The sequence below is a fragment of the Streptomyces sp. NRRL F-5123 genome (genome assembly GCF_000721495.1).
GTDB lineage: Bacteria > Actinomycetota > Actinomycetes > Streptomycetales > Streptomycetaceae > Actinacidiphila.
On sequence record NZ_JOHY01000008.1, the window covers coordinates 290,458 to 307,702 of the forward strand.

Annotated in this window: 16 protein-coding genes; 15 read left to right on the top strand and 1 reads right to left on the bottom strand. The window is 72.4% G+C overall.

The genetic code is table 11. From position 1 onward, the window contains the following. Positions 1-305: 305 nt before the first annotated feature. From pgsA to IH54_RS0110970, 15 genes are all read left to right on the top strand, one after another. Positions 306-971, top strand: coding sequence for a phosphatidylinositol phosphate synthase (gene pgsA, locus IH54_RS0110900; protein WP_031515320.1), 666 nt, complete (start codon positions 306-308; stop codon positions 969-971). Continuing rightward, complete coding sequence (locus tag IH54_RS0110905; RefSeq protein WP_031515322.1) at positions 968-1,939, top strand: phosphatidylinositol mannoside acyltransferase; 972 nt, start codon at positions 968-970, stop codon at positions 1,937-1,939. Before pgsA ends, IH54_RS0110905 begins: the two co-directional genes overlap by 4 nt. Then, positions 1,936-3,096: a glycosyltransferase family 4 protein gene (locus tag IH54_RS0110910; RefSeq protein ID WP_031515325.1), complete on the top strand. Its 1,161-nt coding sequence runs from the start codon at positions 1,936-1,938 to the stop codon at positions 3,094-3,096. Before IH54_RS0110905 ends, IH54_RS0110910 begins: the two co-directional genes overlap by 4 nt. Before the next feature lie 11 nt (positions 3,097-3,107). After that, entirely contained in the window at positions 3,108-3,659 is a 552-nt protein-coding gene (locus tag IH54_RS0110915) for a membrane protein (RefSeq protein ID WP_031515327.1), read from the top strand. 145 nt (positions 3,660-3,804) lie between these two features. Then, on the top strand, positions 3,805-4,716 hold the full coding sequence (pdxS, locus tag IH54_RS0110920) for a pyridoxal 5'-phosphate synthase lyase subunit PdxS (RefSeq protein WP_031515329.1): 912 nt from the start codon (positions 3,805-3,807) through the stop codon (positions 4,714-4,716). Between the two features lie 6 nt (positions 4,717-4,722). After that, positions 4,723-5,313, top strand: a complete 591-nt coding sequence (gene pdxT / locus IH54_RS0110925) for a pyridoxal 5'-phosphate synthase glutaminase subunit PdxT (protein ID WP_031515331.1) — start codon at positions 4,723-4,725, stop codon at positions 5,311-5,313. A gap of 64 nt (positions 5,314-5,377) precedes the next feature. Continuing rightward, positions 5,378-6,130: a YebC/PmpR family DNA-binding transcriptional regulator gene (locus IH54_RS0110930; protein WP_031515333.1), complete on the top strand. Its 753-nt coding sequence runs from the start codon at positions 5,378-5,380 to the stop codon at positions 6,128-6,130. 123 nt (positions 6,131-6,253) lie between these two features. After that, complete coding sequence (ruvC, locus tag IH54_RS0110935; protein WP_078862087.1) at positions 6,254-6,916, top strand: crossover junction endodeoxyribonuclease RuvC; 663 nt, start codon at positions 6,254-6,256, stop codon at positions 6,914-6,916. Continuing rightward, positions 6,913-7,524: a Holliday junction branch migration protein RuvA gene (gene ruvA / locus IH54_RS0110940; protein WP_031515337.1), complete on the top strand. Its 612-nt coding sequence runs from the start codon at positions 6,913-6,915 to the stop codon at positions 7,522-7,524. The genes ruvC and ruvA overlap by 4 nt, the downstream gene beginning before the upstream one ends. Before the next feature lie 80 nt (positions 7,525-7,604). Further along, positions 7,605-8,714, top strand: a complete 1,110-nt coding sequence (gene ruvB / locus IH54_RS0110945; protein ID WP_031515338.1) for a Holliday junction branch migration DNA helicase RuvB — start codon at positions 7,605-7,607, stop codon at positions 8,712-8,714. A 159-nt stretch (positions 8,715-8,873) separates the two neighbouring features. After that, positions 8,874-9,356, top strand: coding sequence for a preprotein translocase subunit YajC (gene yajC / locus IH54_RS39610; protein ID WP_043180422.1), 483 nt, complete (start codon positions 8,874-8,876; stop codon positions 9,354-9,356). 78 nt (positions 9,357-9,434) lie between these two features. Further along, positions 9,435-11,207 carry a protein translocase subunit SecD gene (secD, locus tag IH54_RS0110955; protein WP_031515342.1) on the top strand — a complete coding sequence of 591 codons (1,773 nt, stop codon included), beginning with the start codon at positions 9,435-9,437 and terminating at the stop codon, positions 11,205-11,207. Continuing rightward, complete coding sequence (secF, locus tag IH54_RS0110960; protein WP_031515344.1) at positions 11,207-12,406, top strand: protein translocase subunit SecF; 1,200 nt, start codon at positions 11,207-11,209, stop codon at positions 12,404-12,406. The genes secD and secF overlap by 1 nt, the downstream gene beginning before the upstream one ends. Before the next feature lie 169 nt (positions 12,407-12,575). After that, positions 12,576-13,136 (top strand): adenine phosphoribosyltransferase, encoded by a 561-nt coding sequence (locus IH54_RS0110965; protein ID WP_031515346.1) that lies wholly within the window; start codon positions 12,576-12,578, stop codon positions 13,134-13,136. 246 nt (positions 13,137-13,382) lie between these two features. Next, positions 13,383-15,842 (top strand): RelA/SpoT family protein, encoded by a 2,460-nt coding sequence (locus tag IH54_RS0110970; RefSeq protein WP_031515348.1) that lies wholly within the window; start codon positions 13,383-13,385, stop codon positions 15,840-15,842. Between the two features lie 113 nt (positions 15,843-15,955). Here IH54_RS0110970 and IH54_RS0110975 read toward each other — a convergent pair whose 3' ends face one another. Next, a complete protein-coding gene (locus tag IH54_RS0110975; RefSeq protein WP_031515350.1) occupies positions 15,956-17,185 on the bottom strand; it encodes a DUF349 domain-containing protein in 1,230 nt (409 codons plus the stop codon). Positions 17,186-17,245: the final 60 nt, after the last annotated feature.

Consider the following 17,245-nt stretch of genomic DNA (forward strand, 5'->3'; position numbering starts at 1 on the left):
GCGCTCCGGGACACCGCGTCACGACCGCGCGTGCTTTCCGAGGCGGCCTCGGCGACGCCCGCGGTCTTTCGACCTTCCCACGGCGGTCAGGCGGCGTCCATACGTCGTACGGGCGCCGGTCACCGGGGACCCTCCTGGCCGCGGCCGCGGCCGGGGCGGGCGGCGCTCACGGCGGTGCCTGGCGCAGCGGCCCCGCGGCGGCTGGCTACGATGGGCCATCCGGCGGCGGACCACGGACCGCCACGGCAGGCTGCCGGCTCACGTACGGCCGCCGCGCTCACGTTCTCCGACCTGTCGGGAAGGCCATGCTGAACAAGTACGCGCGTGCTTTCTTCACGCGTGTTCTCACGCCGTTCGCCGCGTTTCTGCTGCGCAAGGGGGTGACCCCGGACATGGTGACGCTGGTCGGCACCGCCGGCGTCGTCGCCGGCGCGCTGGTGTTCTACCCCATGGGGCAGTTCTTCTGGGGCACGGTCGTGATCACGCTCTTCGTCTTCTCCGACCTGGTCGACGGGAACATGGCACGCCAGATGGGCCGCTCCAGCCGCTGGGGCGCCTTCCTCGACTCCACCCTGGACCGCGTCGCGGACGGCGCGGTCTTCGGCGGCCTGGCCATGTGGTACGCGGGCAAGGGCGACGACCTGGTGCTGTGCGCCGTCACGCTCTTCTGCCTCGCCAGCGGCCAGGTCGTGTCCTACACCAAGGCGCGCGGCGAGGCGATCGGGCTGCCGGTCAACGTCAACGGCCTGGTCGAGCGCTCCGAGCGGCTGGTCATCACCCTCGTGCTGTGCGGCCTGTCCGGCTTCCACCGCACCTTCGGGGTGCCCGGCATCCAGTACCTGCTGCCGGTCGCGCTGTGGGTCGTCGCCGTCGGCAGCCTCGTCACGCTGATCCAGCGGGTCGTCACGGTCCGCCGCGAGTCGGCGGAGGCGGACGCCGCCGCGGCGGCCGGCCAGGGGAGCGGCGGATGACGGGGGACGCCCCCCGAGGTGCCGCGTTCCGGGGGAACCTCGTCGACGGCCTGTACGGGGCGGGCTGGGCCGCGGTCAGGACGCTGCCGGAGCCCGCGGCGCGGGCGCTCGGCCGTACCGTCGCCGACGCCGCGTGGCGCAGGCGCGGCAAGGGCGTGCAGCGGCTGGAGGCCAACCTCTCCCGGATCGTGCCGGACGCCGGACAGGACGCGCTGCGCGAGCTGTCCCGCGCCGGGATGCGCTCGTACCTGCGCTACTGGATGGAGTCCTTCCGGCTGCCGGCCTGGAGCAAGGACCGCATCCGCGGCGGCTTCGCCCCCTCCGACGTGCACTACCTGACGGGCGGCATGGCCGCGGGCAAGGGCGTCATCCTCGCGCTGCCCCACATGGCCAACTGGGACCTGGCGGGCGCCTGGGTCACCACCAAGCTGGAGACGCCCTTCACGACGGTCGCCGAACGCCTCAAGCCCGAGACGCTCTACGACCGGTTCGTCGCCTACCGCGAGGGCCTGGGCATGGAGGTGCTGCCGCACACCGGCGGCAGCGCCTTCGGCACGCTCGCCCGGCGGCTGCGCGACGGCGGCCTGGTGTGCCTGGTCGCCGACCGCGACCTGTCCGCCTCCGGCGTCGAGGTCGACTTCTTCGGCGCGAAGACCCGCATGCCGGCCGGCCCCGCGCTGCTCGCCCAGCACACCGGCGCGCTGCTGCTGCCGGTCACCCTCTGGTACGACGAGTCGCCGGTGCTCCAGGGCACCGTGCACCCGCCGGTCACGGTGCCGGACGCCGGCACCCGCGCGCAGCGCACCGCGGCGATGACGCAGTCGCTCGCCGACACCTTCGCCGCCGGCATCGCCGCGCACCCGCAGGACTGGCACATGCTCCAGCGGCTGTGGCTCGACGACCTGGAGCCGCGCACCCGCACGGCGGGAACGGACCGGGGAACGGACGAGGGAACGGGGACCGCGTGAGGATCGGGATCGTCTGCCCGTACTCCTGGGACGTCCCCGGCGGCGTCCAGTTCCACATCCGCGACCTCGCCGAGCACCTGACCGGGCTCGGCCACCACGTCTCCGTCCTGGCGCCCGCCGACGACGAGACGCCGCTGCCGCCGTACGTGGTGTCCGCGGGGCGCGCGGTCCCCGTCCCGTACAACGGGTCGGTGGCCCGGCTGAACTTCGGCTTCCTGTCCGCCGCCCGGGTCCGGCGCTGGCTGCACGACGGCGGCTTCGACGTCGTCCACATCCACGAGCCCAGCTCGCCCTCCCTCGGGCTGCTCGCGTGCTGGGCCGCGCAGGGCCCGATCGTGGCGACCTTCCACACCTCCAACCCGCGCTCGCGCGCCATGATCGCGGCCTACCCGATCCTCCAGCCGGCGCTGGAGAAGATCCGGGCGCGCATCGCGGTGAGCGAGTACGCCCGGCGCACCCTCGTCGAGCACCTGGGGGGCGACGCGGTCGTCATCCCCAACGGTGTCGACGTCGGCTTCTTCGCGCGCGCCGAGCCGCGCCCGGAGTGGCAGGGCGACACCATCGGCTTCATGGGCCGCATCGACGAACCCCGCAAGGGCCTGCCGGTGCTCATGCGCGCGCTGCCGGCGATCCTCGCGGCCCGCCCGCAGACCCGGCTGCTGGTCGCCGGGCGCGGCGACGCCGAGGAGGCCGTCGCCACGCTGCCGGAGCAGCTGCGCGGGCAGGTCGAATTCCTCGGCATGGTCAGCGACGAGGACAAGGCCCGGCTGCTGCGCAGCGTCGACCTGTACGTGGCCCCCAACACCGGCGGCGAGTCCTTCGGCATCATCCTCGTCGAGGCGATGTCGGCCGGCGCCCCCGTGCTGGCCAGCGACCTGGACGCGTTCGCGCAGGTCCTCGCGCAGGGCACCGCCGGCGAGCTGTTCGACAACGAGGACGCCGACGCGCTCGCCGAGGCCGCCCTGCGGCTGCTCACCGACCCCGACCGGCGCGCCGACCTGAGCGAACGCGGCCGGGCGCACGTGCGCCGCTTCGACTGGTCCGAGGTGGGCGCGGAGATCCTCGCCGTCTACGAGACCGTCGCCGACGGCGCGGCGCGCGTCGCGACCGACGAACGCACCCGGCTGCGCGGCTTCTTCGGGCCGACGCGCCGGTAGCCTTGCCGCCCGTGACCACCACCATCATCTGGATCGCGGTGGCGCTCGTCGCGGTCGGCCTCTATCTGAGCTGGACCGCGGGGCGCCTTGACCGGCTGCACGCCCGTATCGACGCCGCCCGCGCCGCGCTGGACGCGCAGCTGCTGCGGCGCGCCTCGGTCGCCCAGGAGCTGGCGACCGCGGGCGTCCTCGACCCGGCGGCCTCGATCGTGCTGTACGAGTCCGCGCACGCCGCCCGGCAGGCCGAACCCGAGCAGCGGGAAGTGGCCGAGAGCGAGCTGAGCCAGGCGCTGCGGGCGGTCTTCCCGGACACCGACGCGGTCGGCGAGGTCCGCGCCGCGCCCGGCGGCACCGCGGCGGTCGGCGAGCTGACACAGGCGGTGCGCCGGGTGCCGATGGCCCGCCGCTTCCACAACGACGCGGTGCGCGCCGCCCGCGCGGTCCGCGAGCACCGGGTCGTGCGCTGGCTGCGGCTGGCCGGGCACGCGCCCTTCCCGATGGCCTTCGAGATGGACGACGAGCCCCCCGCCCCGCTGACCACCGAGGGCGCGGGCGTACCGTAGAAAGTGCCCGCGGGGCCGGTGGCACCATCGGTGACCTGCGGCGGGAGCCACCCGAGGCGAATTGGCCCTTTCCAGGTCGCCGCGCCGCGCCGGAGCATGGGTGGGGTTTGCCAGCCAGCCGTCGTCATCAGTGAGTGAGGTCACCGTGTCCACCACACCGTCCACCGCCAGCACCCCCGAGACCGGCACCGCGCGCGTCAAGCGCGGCATGGCCGAGCAGCTCAAGGGCGGCGTGATCATGGACGTCGTCACCCCGGAGCAGGCCAAGATCGCCGAGGACGCCGGCGCCGTCGCCGTCATGGCGCTGGAGCGCGTTCCGGCCGACATCCGCGCGCAGGGCGGTGTGGCCCGGATGTCCGACCCCGACATGATCGAGGGCATCATCGGTGCCGTCTCCATCCCGGTGATGGCCAAGTCCCGCATCGGCCACTTCGTCGAGGCGCAGGTGCTGCAGTCGCTCGGCGTGGACTACATCGACGAGTCCGAGGTGCTGACCCCGGCCGACGAGGTCAACCACTCCGACAAGTGGTCCTTCACCACCCCCTTCGTGTGCGGCGCCACCAACCTCGGCGAGGCCCTGCGGCGTATCGCCGAGGGCGCGGCCATGATCCGCTCCAAGGGCGAGGCCGGCACCGGCAACGTCGTCGAGGCGGTGCGCCACCTGCGCCAGATCCGCGGCGAGATCGGCCGCCTCAAGGCGCTGGACAACCACGAGCTGTACGCCGCCGCGAAGGAGCTGCGTGCGCCGTACGAGCTGGTCAAGGAGGTCGCCGAGCTGGGCAAGCTGCCCGTCGTGCTGTTCTCCGCCGGCGGCGTGGCCACCCCCGCCGACGCCGCCCTGATGCGCCAGCTCGGCGCCGAGGGAGTCTTCGTCGGCTCGGGCATCTTCAAGTCCGGCGACCCGGCCAAGCGCGCTGCCGCGATCGTCCGTGCGACCACCTTCTTCGACGACCCGAAGGTCGTCGCGGACTCCTCCCGCAACCTGGGCGAGGCGATGGTCGGCATCAACATCGACACGCTGCCCGAGTCCGAGCAGTACGCCAAGCGCGGCTGGTAAGCACCGATGAGCCGGCCCACCATCGGCGTGCTCGCCCTCCAGGGCGACGTACGCGAACACCTTGCGGCGCTGGCCGCGGCGGACGCCGCGGCCGGCCCGGTCCGCCGCGCCGAGGAGCTGGCGGACCTCGACGGCCTGGTCATACCCGGCGGCGAGTCCACCACCATCTCCAAGCTGGCCGTGCTCTTCGGCCTGATGGAGCCGCTGCGCGCGGCGATACGCGACGGCCTGCCGGTCTACGGCACGTGCGCCGGGCTGATCATGCTCGCCGACAAGATCCTCGACCCCAGGTCGGGCCAGGAGACCTTCGGCGGCATCGACATGATCGTGCGCCGCAACGCCTTCGGGCGGCAGAACGAGTCCTTCGAGGCCGCCGTCGAGATGGCGGAGGTCCCGGGCGGGCCGGTCGAGGGCGTCTTCATCCGGGCGCCCTGGGTCGAGTCGGTCGGCGCCAGGACCGAGGTGCTCGCCGAGCACCGGGGCCACATCGTGGCCGTCCGGCAGGGGAACGTGCTGGCCACGTCCTTCCACCCGGAGCTGACCGGTGACCACCGGGTGCACGAACTCTTCGTGTCCGCCGTGCGCGCCGCGGGGTGATCCGATCCCGGTAGGATCGACCGAGCCGAAGAACAGCAATGGGTGACGCGAAGGAGACTGTCGGATGTCCGGCCACTCTAAATGGGCTACGACGAAGCACAAGAAGGCCGTGATCGATGCCAAGCGCGGCAAGCTCTTCGCGAAGCTGATCAAGAACATCGAGGTCGCGGCCCGGACCGGTGGCGCGGACCCGGACGGCAACCCGACCCTCTTCGACGCCATCCAGAAGGCGAAGAAGAGCTCCGTCCCGAACAAGAACATCGACAGCGCGGTCAAGCGCGGCGCGGGCCTGGAGGCCGGCGGCGCCGACTACCAGACGATCATGTACGAGGGCTACGGGCCGAACGGCGTGGCCGTCCTGATCGAGTGCCTCACCGACAACCGCAACCGCGCGGCCTCCGACGTCCGCGTGGCCATGACCCGCAACGGCGGCTCCATGGCCGACCCGGGCTCGGTGTCGTACCTGTTCAACCGCAAGGGCGTGGTGATCGTCCCCAAGGGCGGGCTGTCCGAGGACGACGTGCTCGGCGCGGTCCTGGAGGCGGGCGCCGAGGAGGTCAACGACCTCGGCGAGTCCTTCGAGGTGATCAGCGAGGCCACCGACCTGGTGCCGGTCCGCAAGGCCCTCCAGGAAGCCGGCATCGACTACGACTCGGCGGACGCGAACTTCCTGCCCACCATGCAGGTGGAGCTGGACGAGGACGGTGCCCGCAAGATCTTCAAGCTGATCGACGCGCTGGAGGACAGCGACGACGTGCAGAACGTCTTCGCGAACTTTGACGTCAGCGACGAGGTCATGGAGAAGGTCGACGCCTGACGCGAGCAGCGGGCGGGCCGGGCGGGAACACACCTGCCCGGCCCGCCCTTTGTTGTCGGTGCGAACCGATAGCCTGCGGGAACGAGCGGACGAGTGTGCGAGGGAAGAGGGAAGGGGGCGGCGGTGCGGGTGCTCGGTGTGGACCCGGGGCTCACCCGGTGCGGCATCGGCGTGGTGGACGGCACCGCCGGCCGTCGGCTGGCGATGGCCGGCGTCGGCGTCGTCCGGACCCCGGCGGACGCGCCGGTCGGCGAGCGGCTGGTGCTGGTCGAGCAGGGGATAGAGGCCTGGCTCGACGAGTACGGGCCCGACGCCGTCGCCGTGGAGCGCGTCTTCAGCCAGCACAACGTGCGGACGGTGATGGGCACGGCGCAGGCCAGCGCGGTCGCGATCCTGTGCGCCGCCCGCCGCGGCCTGCCCGTCCACCTGCACACCCCCAGCGAGGTCAAGGCCGCCGTCACCGGCAGCGGCCGCGCCGACAAGGCCCAGGTCGGAGCGATGGTGACGCGGCTGCTCCGGCTGGACGCACCGCCGAAACCGGCGGACGCGGCGGACGCGCTGGCCCTGGCCATCTGCCACATCTGGCGCGGCCCTGCCACCGACCGGCTGCTCCGCGCCGCCGCCGGGCAGGCCGGTTCCGCCGGCGTACGCCCCCCTGCCGCGGTCGCCGCCCGCGCCGCCGCCGCCCGCCCCCGCAGGTCCGCCGCCCCCCGCCCCGCGCCGGCCGCCGGCACGGACGCGGCCGCAAGCACCGACGCCGTACGCAACCGGGAGTCCACCACGTGATCGCCTTCGTCAGCGGCCAGGTCGCCGCGCTCGCGCCCGACGCCGCCGTGATCGAGGTCGGCGGGGTCGGCCTGGCCGTGCAGTGCGCGCCGGGCACCCTCGCCGGGCTGCGCCTCGGGACTCCCGCCCGGCTGGCCACCTCGCTGGTCGTCCGGGAGGACTCGCTCACCCTCTACGGCTTCGCGGACGACGACGAGCGGCAGGTCTTCGAGCTGCTCCAGACCGTCAGCGGGGTCGGCCCGCGGCTGGCCCAGACGATGCTGGCCGTGCACGCGCCCGACGCGCTGCGGGCCGCGGTCGCCGCGGGAGACGAGAAGGCGCTCACCGCCGTGCCCGGCATCGGGAAGAAGGGGGCGCAGCGGCTGCTGCTCGAACTGAAGGACCGGCTCGGTGCCCCCGTCGGCACCGGTGCGGCGCCCGTCCCCGTCGCCGCCGGGCCCGCCGCGTGGAACGAGCAGCTGCACGCCGCACTGCTGGGACTCGGCTACGCGGCCCGCGAGGCGGACGAGGCGGTCGCCGCCGTCACCCCGCAGGCCGAGGCGGCGGCCGAGCCGAACGTGGGGGCGCTGCTGCGCAGCGCACTCCAGTCCCTCAACCGCACCCGCTGACACCGCAGCGCTGACACCGCACCCGCTGAAGAACCGCACCCGCCGACCGCCCGAGCCGAGAGACCCGAGAGACCACACTCATGAACTGGGACGCCGCCGAAGACGCCGCCGGCCCCGAGCGCGCCGCCGACGCGTTCACCGACCGGCTGGTGGGAGCCGCGGCCGACGGTGACGACCAGGCCGTCGAGGCCGCCCTGCGGCCCCGTGACCTGGACGAGTTCGTCGGCCAGGAGCGGGTCCGCGAGCAGCTCGGCCTGGTCCTGCAGGCCGCCCGCCAGCGCGGCGGCACCGCAGACCACGTCCTGCTCTCCGGCGCTCCCGGCCTCGGCAAGACCACCCTGTCGATGATCATCGCGGCCGAGATGGGCGTGCCGATCAGGATCACCTCGGGCCCGGCCATCCAGCACGCCGGCGACCTCGCCTCGATCCTGTCCTCGCTCACCGAGGGCGAGGTCCTCTTCCTCGACGAGATCCACCGCATGTCCCGGCCCGCCGAGGAGATGCTGTACATGGCGATGGAGGACTTCCGGGTCGACGTGATCGTCGGCAAGGGCCCGGGCGCCACCGCCATCCCGCTGGAGCTGCCGCCCTTCACCCTGGTCGGCGCGACCACCAGGGCCGGGTTGCTGCCGCCGCCGCTGCGCGACCGCTTCGGCTTCACCGGGCACATGGAGTTCTACGCTCCCGCCGAACTCGAAAGGGTGATCCACCGCTCGGCCGGCCTGCTGGACGTCACGATCGACGCCCGCGGCGCCGCGGAGATCGCCGGCCGCTCCCGCGGCACCCCGCGTATCGCCAACCGGCTGCTGCGCCGGGTGCGGGACTACGCGCAGGTCAGGGGGGACGGCGTCGTCGACCGGGCGACGGCCGCGGCGGCACTGGAGGTCTACGAGGTGGACGCGCGCGGCCTGGACCGGCTGGACCGTGCGGTGCTTCATGCCCTGCTGTCCCTTTTTGGCGGCGGTCCTGTGGGTTTGTCCACACTTGCTGTCGCTGTGGGGGAGGAGCGTGAGACTGTTGAGGAGGTCGCCGAGCCCTTCCTCGTCAGGGAGGGGCTGCTGGCCCGCACCCCGCGGGGCAGGGTGGCGACCGCTGCCGCATGGGCGCACCTGGGCCTCGTACCCCCGCAAGCCAACGGGGGGCAGGGCACGGGAGGAGGACCTGGACAGAACGGGCTGTTCGGGCCGTGAGGCGCTTCGGCTCGTCCGTTCAGGAACCCCAGTGCCATGCTTGGCGTTGTTCCAGCGGCGAGCCAGCGCTTAGACTCCGCCGACGCCCTTCCTCCGGAGCGGCACTCACATCCCGAAACCCAGGCCAGCACCGTTGGCCGTGCGAAGGAACGTCAGACCGTGAATCCCCTGATCCTGATTCTGATCGTCGCGTTCGGCGGCATGCTGCTGATGACGAGGTCCCAGAAGAACAAGCAGCGCCAGGTCCTCGAAATGCGGGAGAAGATGGAGCCCGGCGCCGGGATCCGCACCATCGGCGGTATGTACGCCGTGGTGAAGGAGGTCAACCAGGAGACGGTCCTGCTGGAGCTGACCGACGGCGTGCACGCGCACTTCACCAAGGGCGCCATCTCCGCCGTGCTCAGCGAGCAGGAGTTCAACCGCATCGTGCACGGCATCGAGCCCGAAGAGCTCGATGACGCCGACACCGCGGACGCCGACGGGACCGACGCCTCCGATGTCACCGACGCCGACGGCGCGGAGGACACCGCGCAGGTCGGCGCGCACGGCGACGCCGACGTCACGGCTGCCGACGGGGATCGCGTGGAGCTGAAGAAGACCGAGGCCGAGCCGGAGGCGGGCGGTTCGGGCCCCGCCAAGTAAGGGTCATGTTCGCGCAACACTCGTCACCGTCCGCGGGCGCGCAGGCCCCGGTGCGGTAGGACAGGGAGACACAAGAAGGTGGCAGCAGCCAAGAAGGGCCGCAGGCCCTCGGGGAGCCAGGGATACCCCGGGCGCGCTCTGGCCGTGATCCTCATCGCCCTGGTGGCGCTGACCGGTGGGATCTTCCTCACCGGTGACCGCACACCCCGGCTGGGCATCGACCTCGCCGGTGGTGTGAGCATCACCCTGACCGCTCGTGACGGCCAGGGCAGTGCGGTGAACAAGGCGAACATGAACACCGCGGTCAACATCATCAGCAACCGGGTCAACGGCCTGGGTGTCTCCGAGGCGGAGGTGCAGACCGAGGGATCGAAGAACATCATCGTCAACATCCCGAAGGGCACCAACGCCGACCAGGCGGAGAAGCAGGTCAACACCACGGCGAAGATGTACTTCCGCCAGGTGCTCGCGGCGGGTGCGGGCACCCCCGCCCCGGCCGGGACTCCGACCCCGAGCGCCTCGGGCAGCGCCACCCCGTCTCCCGGCGCGAGCAGCACGGCGACCCCCAAGGCCACCGGCAGCGCGACGAGCAGCCCCACGGCCAGCTCCTCCGCGCAGGGCCGCGCGGTCAGCGGCGCCCTGACCTCCTCGGTCGACAAGGCGCCCACCCCGCTGCCCTCCCCGTCGGCCACCGACGGCACGGGCGCCGCGAGCGGTGACTCCAGCACCGACACCAGCATCCCCGCCGACCTCCAGGCGAAGTACGCCGCGCTCGACTGCACGAACGTCAAGCAGCGCACCGCCGCCCAGGAGGCCGCCGGCGACCCGACCAAGAAGGTCGTCACCTGCGGCGACGAGGGCGGTGCCTGGAACAAGTACGTGCTCGGCCCGTCCGTGATCGACGGCAAGCGCATCTCCGGCGCGAACGCGGCCTTCGACACCCAGCAGGGCAACGGCTGGGTCGTCAACCTGACGTTCGACTCCAAGGGCGCCGGCCAGTTCACCTCGGTGACCAGCAACCTGGCAAGCCAGCAGGACCCGAACAACCGCTTCGCGATCGTGCTGGACGGCAATGTCCAGTCCGCCCCGGCGGTCCACGAGGCGCTGCCCGGCGGCAGCGCGCAGATCTCCGGCTCCTTCAAGCAGTCGGAGGCCCAGGACCTGGCGAACGTCCTCAAGTACGGCTCGCTGCCGCTGGCGTTCGACATCTCCGACAAGACCACCGTCTCCGCCGCCCTCGGCGGCGAGCAGCTGCACGGCGGCCTGATCGCCGGCGCAGTCGGCCTGGCGCTGGTCGTGCTCTACATGTTCGCCTACTACCGCGGGCTGAGCCTCGTCGCCATCGCGAGCCTCCTGGTCTCCGCGGGCCTGACGTACACGATCATGTGCCTGCTCGGCCGGGCCATCGGCTTCGCGCTGAACCTGCCGGCCGTCGCCGGTGCGATCGTCGCCATCGGTATCACCGCCGACTCCTTCATCGTGTTCTTCGAACGCATAAGGGACGAGTTGCGCGAGGGCCGGTCGCTGCAGCCCGCGGTCGCCCGCGGCTGGCCGCGTGCCCGGCGCACCATCCTGGTGTCCGACTTCGTGTCCTTCCTGGCCGCGGCGGTGCTCTACGTCGTGACCGTCGGCAAGGTCCGCGGCTTCGCCTTCACGCTGGGTCTGACGACGCTGCTCGACGTCGCGGTGGTCTTCCTCTTCACCAAGCCGCTGATGACCATCCTGGCCCGCCGCAAGTTCTTCGCCGACGGCCACAAGTGGTCCGGGCTCAACCCGCAGAGCCTTGGAGTCAAGGCGCCGCTGCGCCGTGTCCGCCGTACCCCCAGCAGCACCGAGACGAAGGAAGCCTGATGTCCAAGCTCGGCACTCTCGGTCACCGGCTGCACCGGGGCGAGGTCAGCTACGACTTCGTCGGCAAGCGGAAGATCTGGTACGGCGTCTCGATCCTGATCACGGTCGTCGCGATCGTCGGCCTGGTGGTGAACGGCCTCAAGCTCGGTATCGAGTTCAAGGGCGGCGCGGTCTTCACCACACCGAAGACCTCGATGTCGACCTCGCAGGTGCACGACCGGATCAGCGGCGACACCGCGGGCCACCCGGCGACGATCCAGAAGCTGGGCAACGGCGGGATGCGCATCCAGGTCAGCGACATCTCGACGCAGACCTCCAAGGACATCCAGCAGAAGATCGCCGACGACCTGAAGATCGACAAGTCGAAGCTCGACGCGGAGATCGTCGGCCCGAGCTGGGGCAAGGAGATCTCCAAGAAGGCCTTCCAGGGCCTGATCATCTTCCTGGTGCTGGTGGTCGTCTACCTGGCGATCGCCTTCGAGTGGCGAATGGCGGCCGCGGCGCTCGTCGCCCTGTTGCACGACCTGACGATCACCACCGGCGTGTACGCCATCGTCGGCTTCGAGGTCACGCCGGGCACGGTCATCGGTCTGCTCACGATCCTCGGTTACTCCCTCTACGACACCGTCGTCGTCTTCGACGGTCTGAAGGAAGCCACCAAGGACATCACCAAGCAGAACCAGAAGACCTACAGCGAGCTGGCCAACCGCAGCCTCAACGGCACCCTGGTGCGGTCGATCAACACCACCGTGGTCGCGCTGCTGCCGGTCGCCGCGCTGCTCTTCATCGGCGGCGGCCTGCTCGGCGCCGGTGTGCTCAACGACATCGCGCTCGCCCTCTTCGTCGGCCTCACCGCCGGTGCGTACTCCTCGATCTTCATCGCCACCCCGATCGTGGCGGAGCTGAAGGAGCAGGAGCCGCAGATGAAGTCGCTGCGCAAGCGGGTGCTGGCCAAGCGCAAGGCCGACGCGGCCAAGGCCAAGGAGGCCGCCGCCCGCGGCGAGGACCCGGAGGACGCGTCCGCGGAGGCCTCCGGGAGCGACGACGGCGACGACGACGGCGACGACGCCGCCACTGCCGCGGCGGGGGCCGGGGTGGTCTCCCCGCGCGCCCAGAGCGGTACGCGCCCGCGCAGCCAGCCGGGCAGCCGCGGCAACGGCCGCGGTGGACGGGGCCGCCCCTCCGGCCGGCGGCGCTGAGACCGCGCACCGCACGATCCCCACGGAAGCCGCCCGGTCGCCACGGCCGGGCGGCTTCCGCGCGTCCGGCGGGGGACAATGGACCGCGCGCCGTCCGGAGCGGCCCGCGCGCCCGCAGCCCCGCCCCCACCCCTGTCCCGACGAACGAGAAGAGCCGAGGAACACCCTGATGACCACCACGGAGACCCCGTCCGCCGAGCTGCGCGAGCTGCTGCTCGCCCACATCAGGGACGTCCCGGACTACCCGGAGCCCGGTGTGATGTTCAAGGACATCACCCCCCTGCTGGCCGATCCCGGGGCTTTCGGCGCGCTCGTCGAGGCGCTCGCGGAGCTGTGCGCCCGGCACGGCGCCACCAAGGTCGTCGGGCTGGAGGCGCGCGGCTTCATCCTGGCGGCCCCCGCGGCGGTACGGGCCGGGGTCGGCTTCGTTCCCGTGCGCAAGGCGGGCAAGCTGCCCGGCGCGGTGCACGGGCAGGCGTACCAGCTGGAGTACGGCACCGCCGAGATCGAGGTGCACACCGACGCCTTCGCCCCGGACGACCGGGTGCTGGTGATCGACGACGTGCTGGCCACCGGCGGCACCGCGGAGGCCGGCGTCGCGCTGATCCGCCAGGCCGGCGCGACCGTGGCGGGCCTCGCGGTCCTGCTGGAGCTGAGCTTCCTCGGGGGGCGCGAGCGCCTGCTCCCGGCGCTCGGTGGAGCGCCGCTGGACGCGCTGATCACGGTCTGAAGCAGCCGGGCGCAAGCTGACGCAGCCGGGCGCAGCCCGACGCGGCCGGGACAGCGCCCGACCACTGCCGACACCGTCCGTCACCGTCCGAAAACCGCGGGTCCCGGTCGCCTGACGCCCCTGGCGCCCCACGAGCCGTGCCACGTACCGGCTGGTGGTGCGGTGGGGGGTGCCCGGGCACCGCGCACGCCCGGGTGTCCGCACAGGTCGATACCATGGGATTCCTACCGCGCGTGAGGAGTGCACTTGCCAGACAAGGCCCAGCCCCTCGGCGGCGCGGGCGGTACGGAACCGGCCCCGCGCGGCACGGACGCGCCCGCGCACACCCCCGAAGAGCCCGCGCCGAAGCCGGCGCCGCCCGCCGTCCGGCCGGTCCGCACCCCGGGCAGCGTGGCGCCGACCCGCCCCGGTGCGTCCTCCAGCCGGGTGCGCGCACGGCTGGCCCGGCTCGGCGTGCAGCGCTCCAGCCCGTACAACCCCGTGCTCGAACCGCTGCTGCGGGTCGTGCGGGGCAACGACCCGAAGGGCGACACGGCCCAGCTGCGGCAGATCGAGGCCGCCTACCAGGTCGCCGAGCGCTGGCACCGCGGCCAGAAGCGCAAGAGCGGCGACCCCTACATCACCCACCCGCTCGCCGTGACGACCATCCTGGCCGAGCTGGGCATGGACCCGGCCACCCTGATGGCCGGGCTGCTGCACGACACCGTCGAGGACACCGAGTACGGCCTGGACCAGCTGCGCCGCGACTTCGGCGACCAGGTCGCGCTGCTGGTGGACGGCGTCACCAAGCTGGACAAGGTCAAGTTCGGCGAGGCCGCGCAGGCCGAGACGGTCCGCAAGATGGTCGTGGCGATGGCGAAGGACCCGCGGGTCCTGGTGATCAAGCTCGCCGACCGGCTGCACAACATGCGCACGATGCGCTACCTCAAGCGGGACAAGCAGGAGAAGAAGGCCCGCGAGACGCTGGAGATCTACGCCCCGCTGGCGCACCGGCTGGGCATGAACACCATCAAGTGGGAGCTGGAGGACCTGGCCTTCGCCATCCTCTACCCCAAGATGTACGACGAGATCGTGCGGCTGGTCGCCGAGCGCGCGCCCAAGCGGGACGAGTACCTGGCGATCGTCACCGACCAGGTGCAGCAGGACCTTCGCGCGGCCCGTATCAAGGCCACCGTCACCGGCCGGCCCAAGCACTACTACAGCGTCTACCAGAAGATGATCGTCCGCGGGCGGGACTTCGCGGAGATCTACGACCTGGTCGGCATCCGGGTCCTGGTCGACACGGTCCGCGACTGCTACGCGGCGCTCGGCACGATCCACGCGCGGTGGAATCCGGTCCCCGGCCGGTTCAAGGACTACATCGCGATGCCGAAGTTCAACATGTACCAGTCGCTGCACACCACCGTGATCGGCCCCAGCGGCAAGCCCGTCGAGCTGCAGATCCGCACCTTCGACATGCACCGCCGCGCCGAGTACGGCATCGCCGCGCACTGGAAGTACAAGCAGGACGCGGTGGCGGGCGTGTCCAAGGTCCGCACCGACAGCCCGCGCTCGGACAAGAAGGACGACGCGGTCAACGACATGGCCTGGCTGCGGCAGCTGCTGGACTGGCAGAAGGAGACGGAGGACCCGGGCGAGTTCCTGGAGTCGTTGCGCTTCGACCTGTCGCAGAGCGAGGTCTTCGTCTTCACGCCGAAGGGCGACGTGATAGCGCTGCCCGCGGGAGCCACCCCGGTGGACTTCGCGTACGCGGTGCACACCGAGGTCGGCCACCGCACGATAGGCGCCCGGGTCAACGGGCGGCTGGTGCCGCTGGAGTCGACGCTCGACAACGGCGACCTGGTCGAGGTCTTCACCTCCAAGGCGGCCGGCGCGGGTCCGTCGCGCGACTGGCTGGGCTTCGTCAAGTCGCCCCGGGCGCGCAACAAGATCCGCGCGTGGTTCTCCAAGGAGCGCCGCGAGGAGGCCGTCGAGCACGGCAAGGACGCCATCGCGCGCGCCATGCGCAAGCAGAACCTGCCGATCCAGCGGGTGCTCACCGGCGACTCGCTCGTCACGCTGGCGCACGAGATGCGCTACCCCGACATCTCCGCGCTGTACGCCGCGATCGGCGAGGGCCACATCACCGCGCAGTCGGTGGTGCAGAAGCTCGTCGACGCGCTCGGCGGCGAGGAGGGCGCGACCGAGGACGTCGAGGAGATCACCGCCCCGCCGCAGACCGGGCGCGGCAAGCGGCGCAACACCGCCGACCCCGGCGTGGTCGTCAAGGGCACCAGCGACGTGTGGGTCAAGCTGTCGCGCTGCTGCACGCCGGTGCCCGGCGACCCGATCATCGGCTTCGTCACGCGCGGCAACGGGGTGTCGGTGCACCGCGCCGACTGCGTCAACGTCGACTCGCTGTCGCAGCAGCCGGAGCGGATCATCGACGTCGAGTGGGCGCCCACCCAGTCGTCGGTCTTCCTGGTCGCGATCCAGGTCGAGGCGCTGGACCGGTCGCGGCTGCTGTCGGACGTCACGCGGGTGCTGTCCGACCAGCACGTCAACATCCTGTCGGCGGCCGTGCAGACCTCCCGGGACCGGGTGGCCACCTCGCGCTTCACGTTCGAGATGGGCGACCCCAAGCACCTCGGGCACGTCCTGAAGGCCGTGCGCGGCGTCGAGGGCGTCTACGACGTCTACCGGGTCACGTCGGGCCGCCAGCGCTAGCGCAGACCCGCAGCGGGGCGCTGAGCGCCGCTGCGGGCCCCCGGACAGCGGAAAGCGGCTCCCGGTGCCTCGCGCACCGGGAGCCGCTCCGTGTCACCCGACGGGCCGGGCGGTCAGCCGCCGAACTCCTGGAGGCCCTTGAGCGCCTGGTCCAGCAGCGCCTGGCGGCCCTCCAGCTCGGCCGCGAGCTTGTCCGCCCTGGCGGTGTTGCCCGCCGCGCGCGCCGTGTCGATCTGGCCGCGCAGCTTGTCCACCGCCGCCTGCAGCTGGCCGGTCAGACCCTGGGCGCGGGCCCGTACCTCGGGGTTGGTGCGCCGCCACTCGGCTTCCTCGGACTCCGCGAGCGCCCGCTCGACGGCGTGCATCCGCGACTCGATACGCGGCCGGGCGTCGCGCGGCACATGGCCGATGCCCTCCCAGCGCTCGTTGATCGTGCGGAAGGCGGCGCGGGCCGCCTTGAGGTCCGTCACCGGCAGCAGCTTCTCGGCCTCGACGACCAGCTGCTCCTTGGCCGCCAGGTTGTCGCGCTGCTCGCCGTCCCGCTCGGCGAAGACCTCGGAGCGAGCGGCGAAGAAGACGTCCTGGGCCCCGCGGAAACGATTCCACAGGTCGTCCTCGGCCTCGCGCTGCGCACGGCCCGCGGCCTTCCACTCGGTCATCAGCTCGCGGTAGCGGGCCGCGGTCGGCCCCCAGTCGGTGGAGTCCGACAGCGACTGCGCCTCGGTGACCAGCTTCTCCTTGGTGCGCCGGGCCTGCTCGCGCTGCGCGTCCAGCGACGCGAAGTGCGCCTTGCGGCGCTTGGAGAACACCGACCGCGCGTGGCTGAAGCGGTGCCACAGCTCGTCGTCGCTCTTGCGGTCCAGCCGGGGCAGGCCCTTCCACGTGTCGACCAGCGCCCGCAGCCGCTCACCCGCGGTGCGCCACTGCTCGCTCTCCGCCAACTGCTCGGCCTCGGCGACCAGTTGCTCCTTGGCGGACCTGGCCTCCTCGCTCTGCCGCGCCTTGGCCGCGCGGCGCTCCTCACGCCGCGAGTCGACCAGCGCGACGAGCGCGTCCAGCCGACCGGCCAGCGCCGCCAGGTCCCCGACCGCGTGCCCCTCGTCCACGGCCGCCCGCAGGTGCTCGATCGCGGCCAGCGCGTCCTTGGGCGCGAGGTCCGTGGTCTGCACCCGGCGTTCCAGGAGGCCGATCTCCACGACGAGCCCCTCGTACTTGCGCTCGAAGTAGGCGAGGGCCTCCGCGGGGGAGCCCGCCTGCCACGAACCGACCTCCTTCTCCCCGTCGGCCGTACGCACGTACACGGTCCCCGTCTCATCGACGCGGCCCCACGGGTCGCTGCTCACAGCGCCTCCTCCACGTGATGCCCGGCCGGGTGGCGGCTCGACGGCATCGTCCACAGTGTC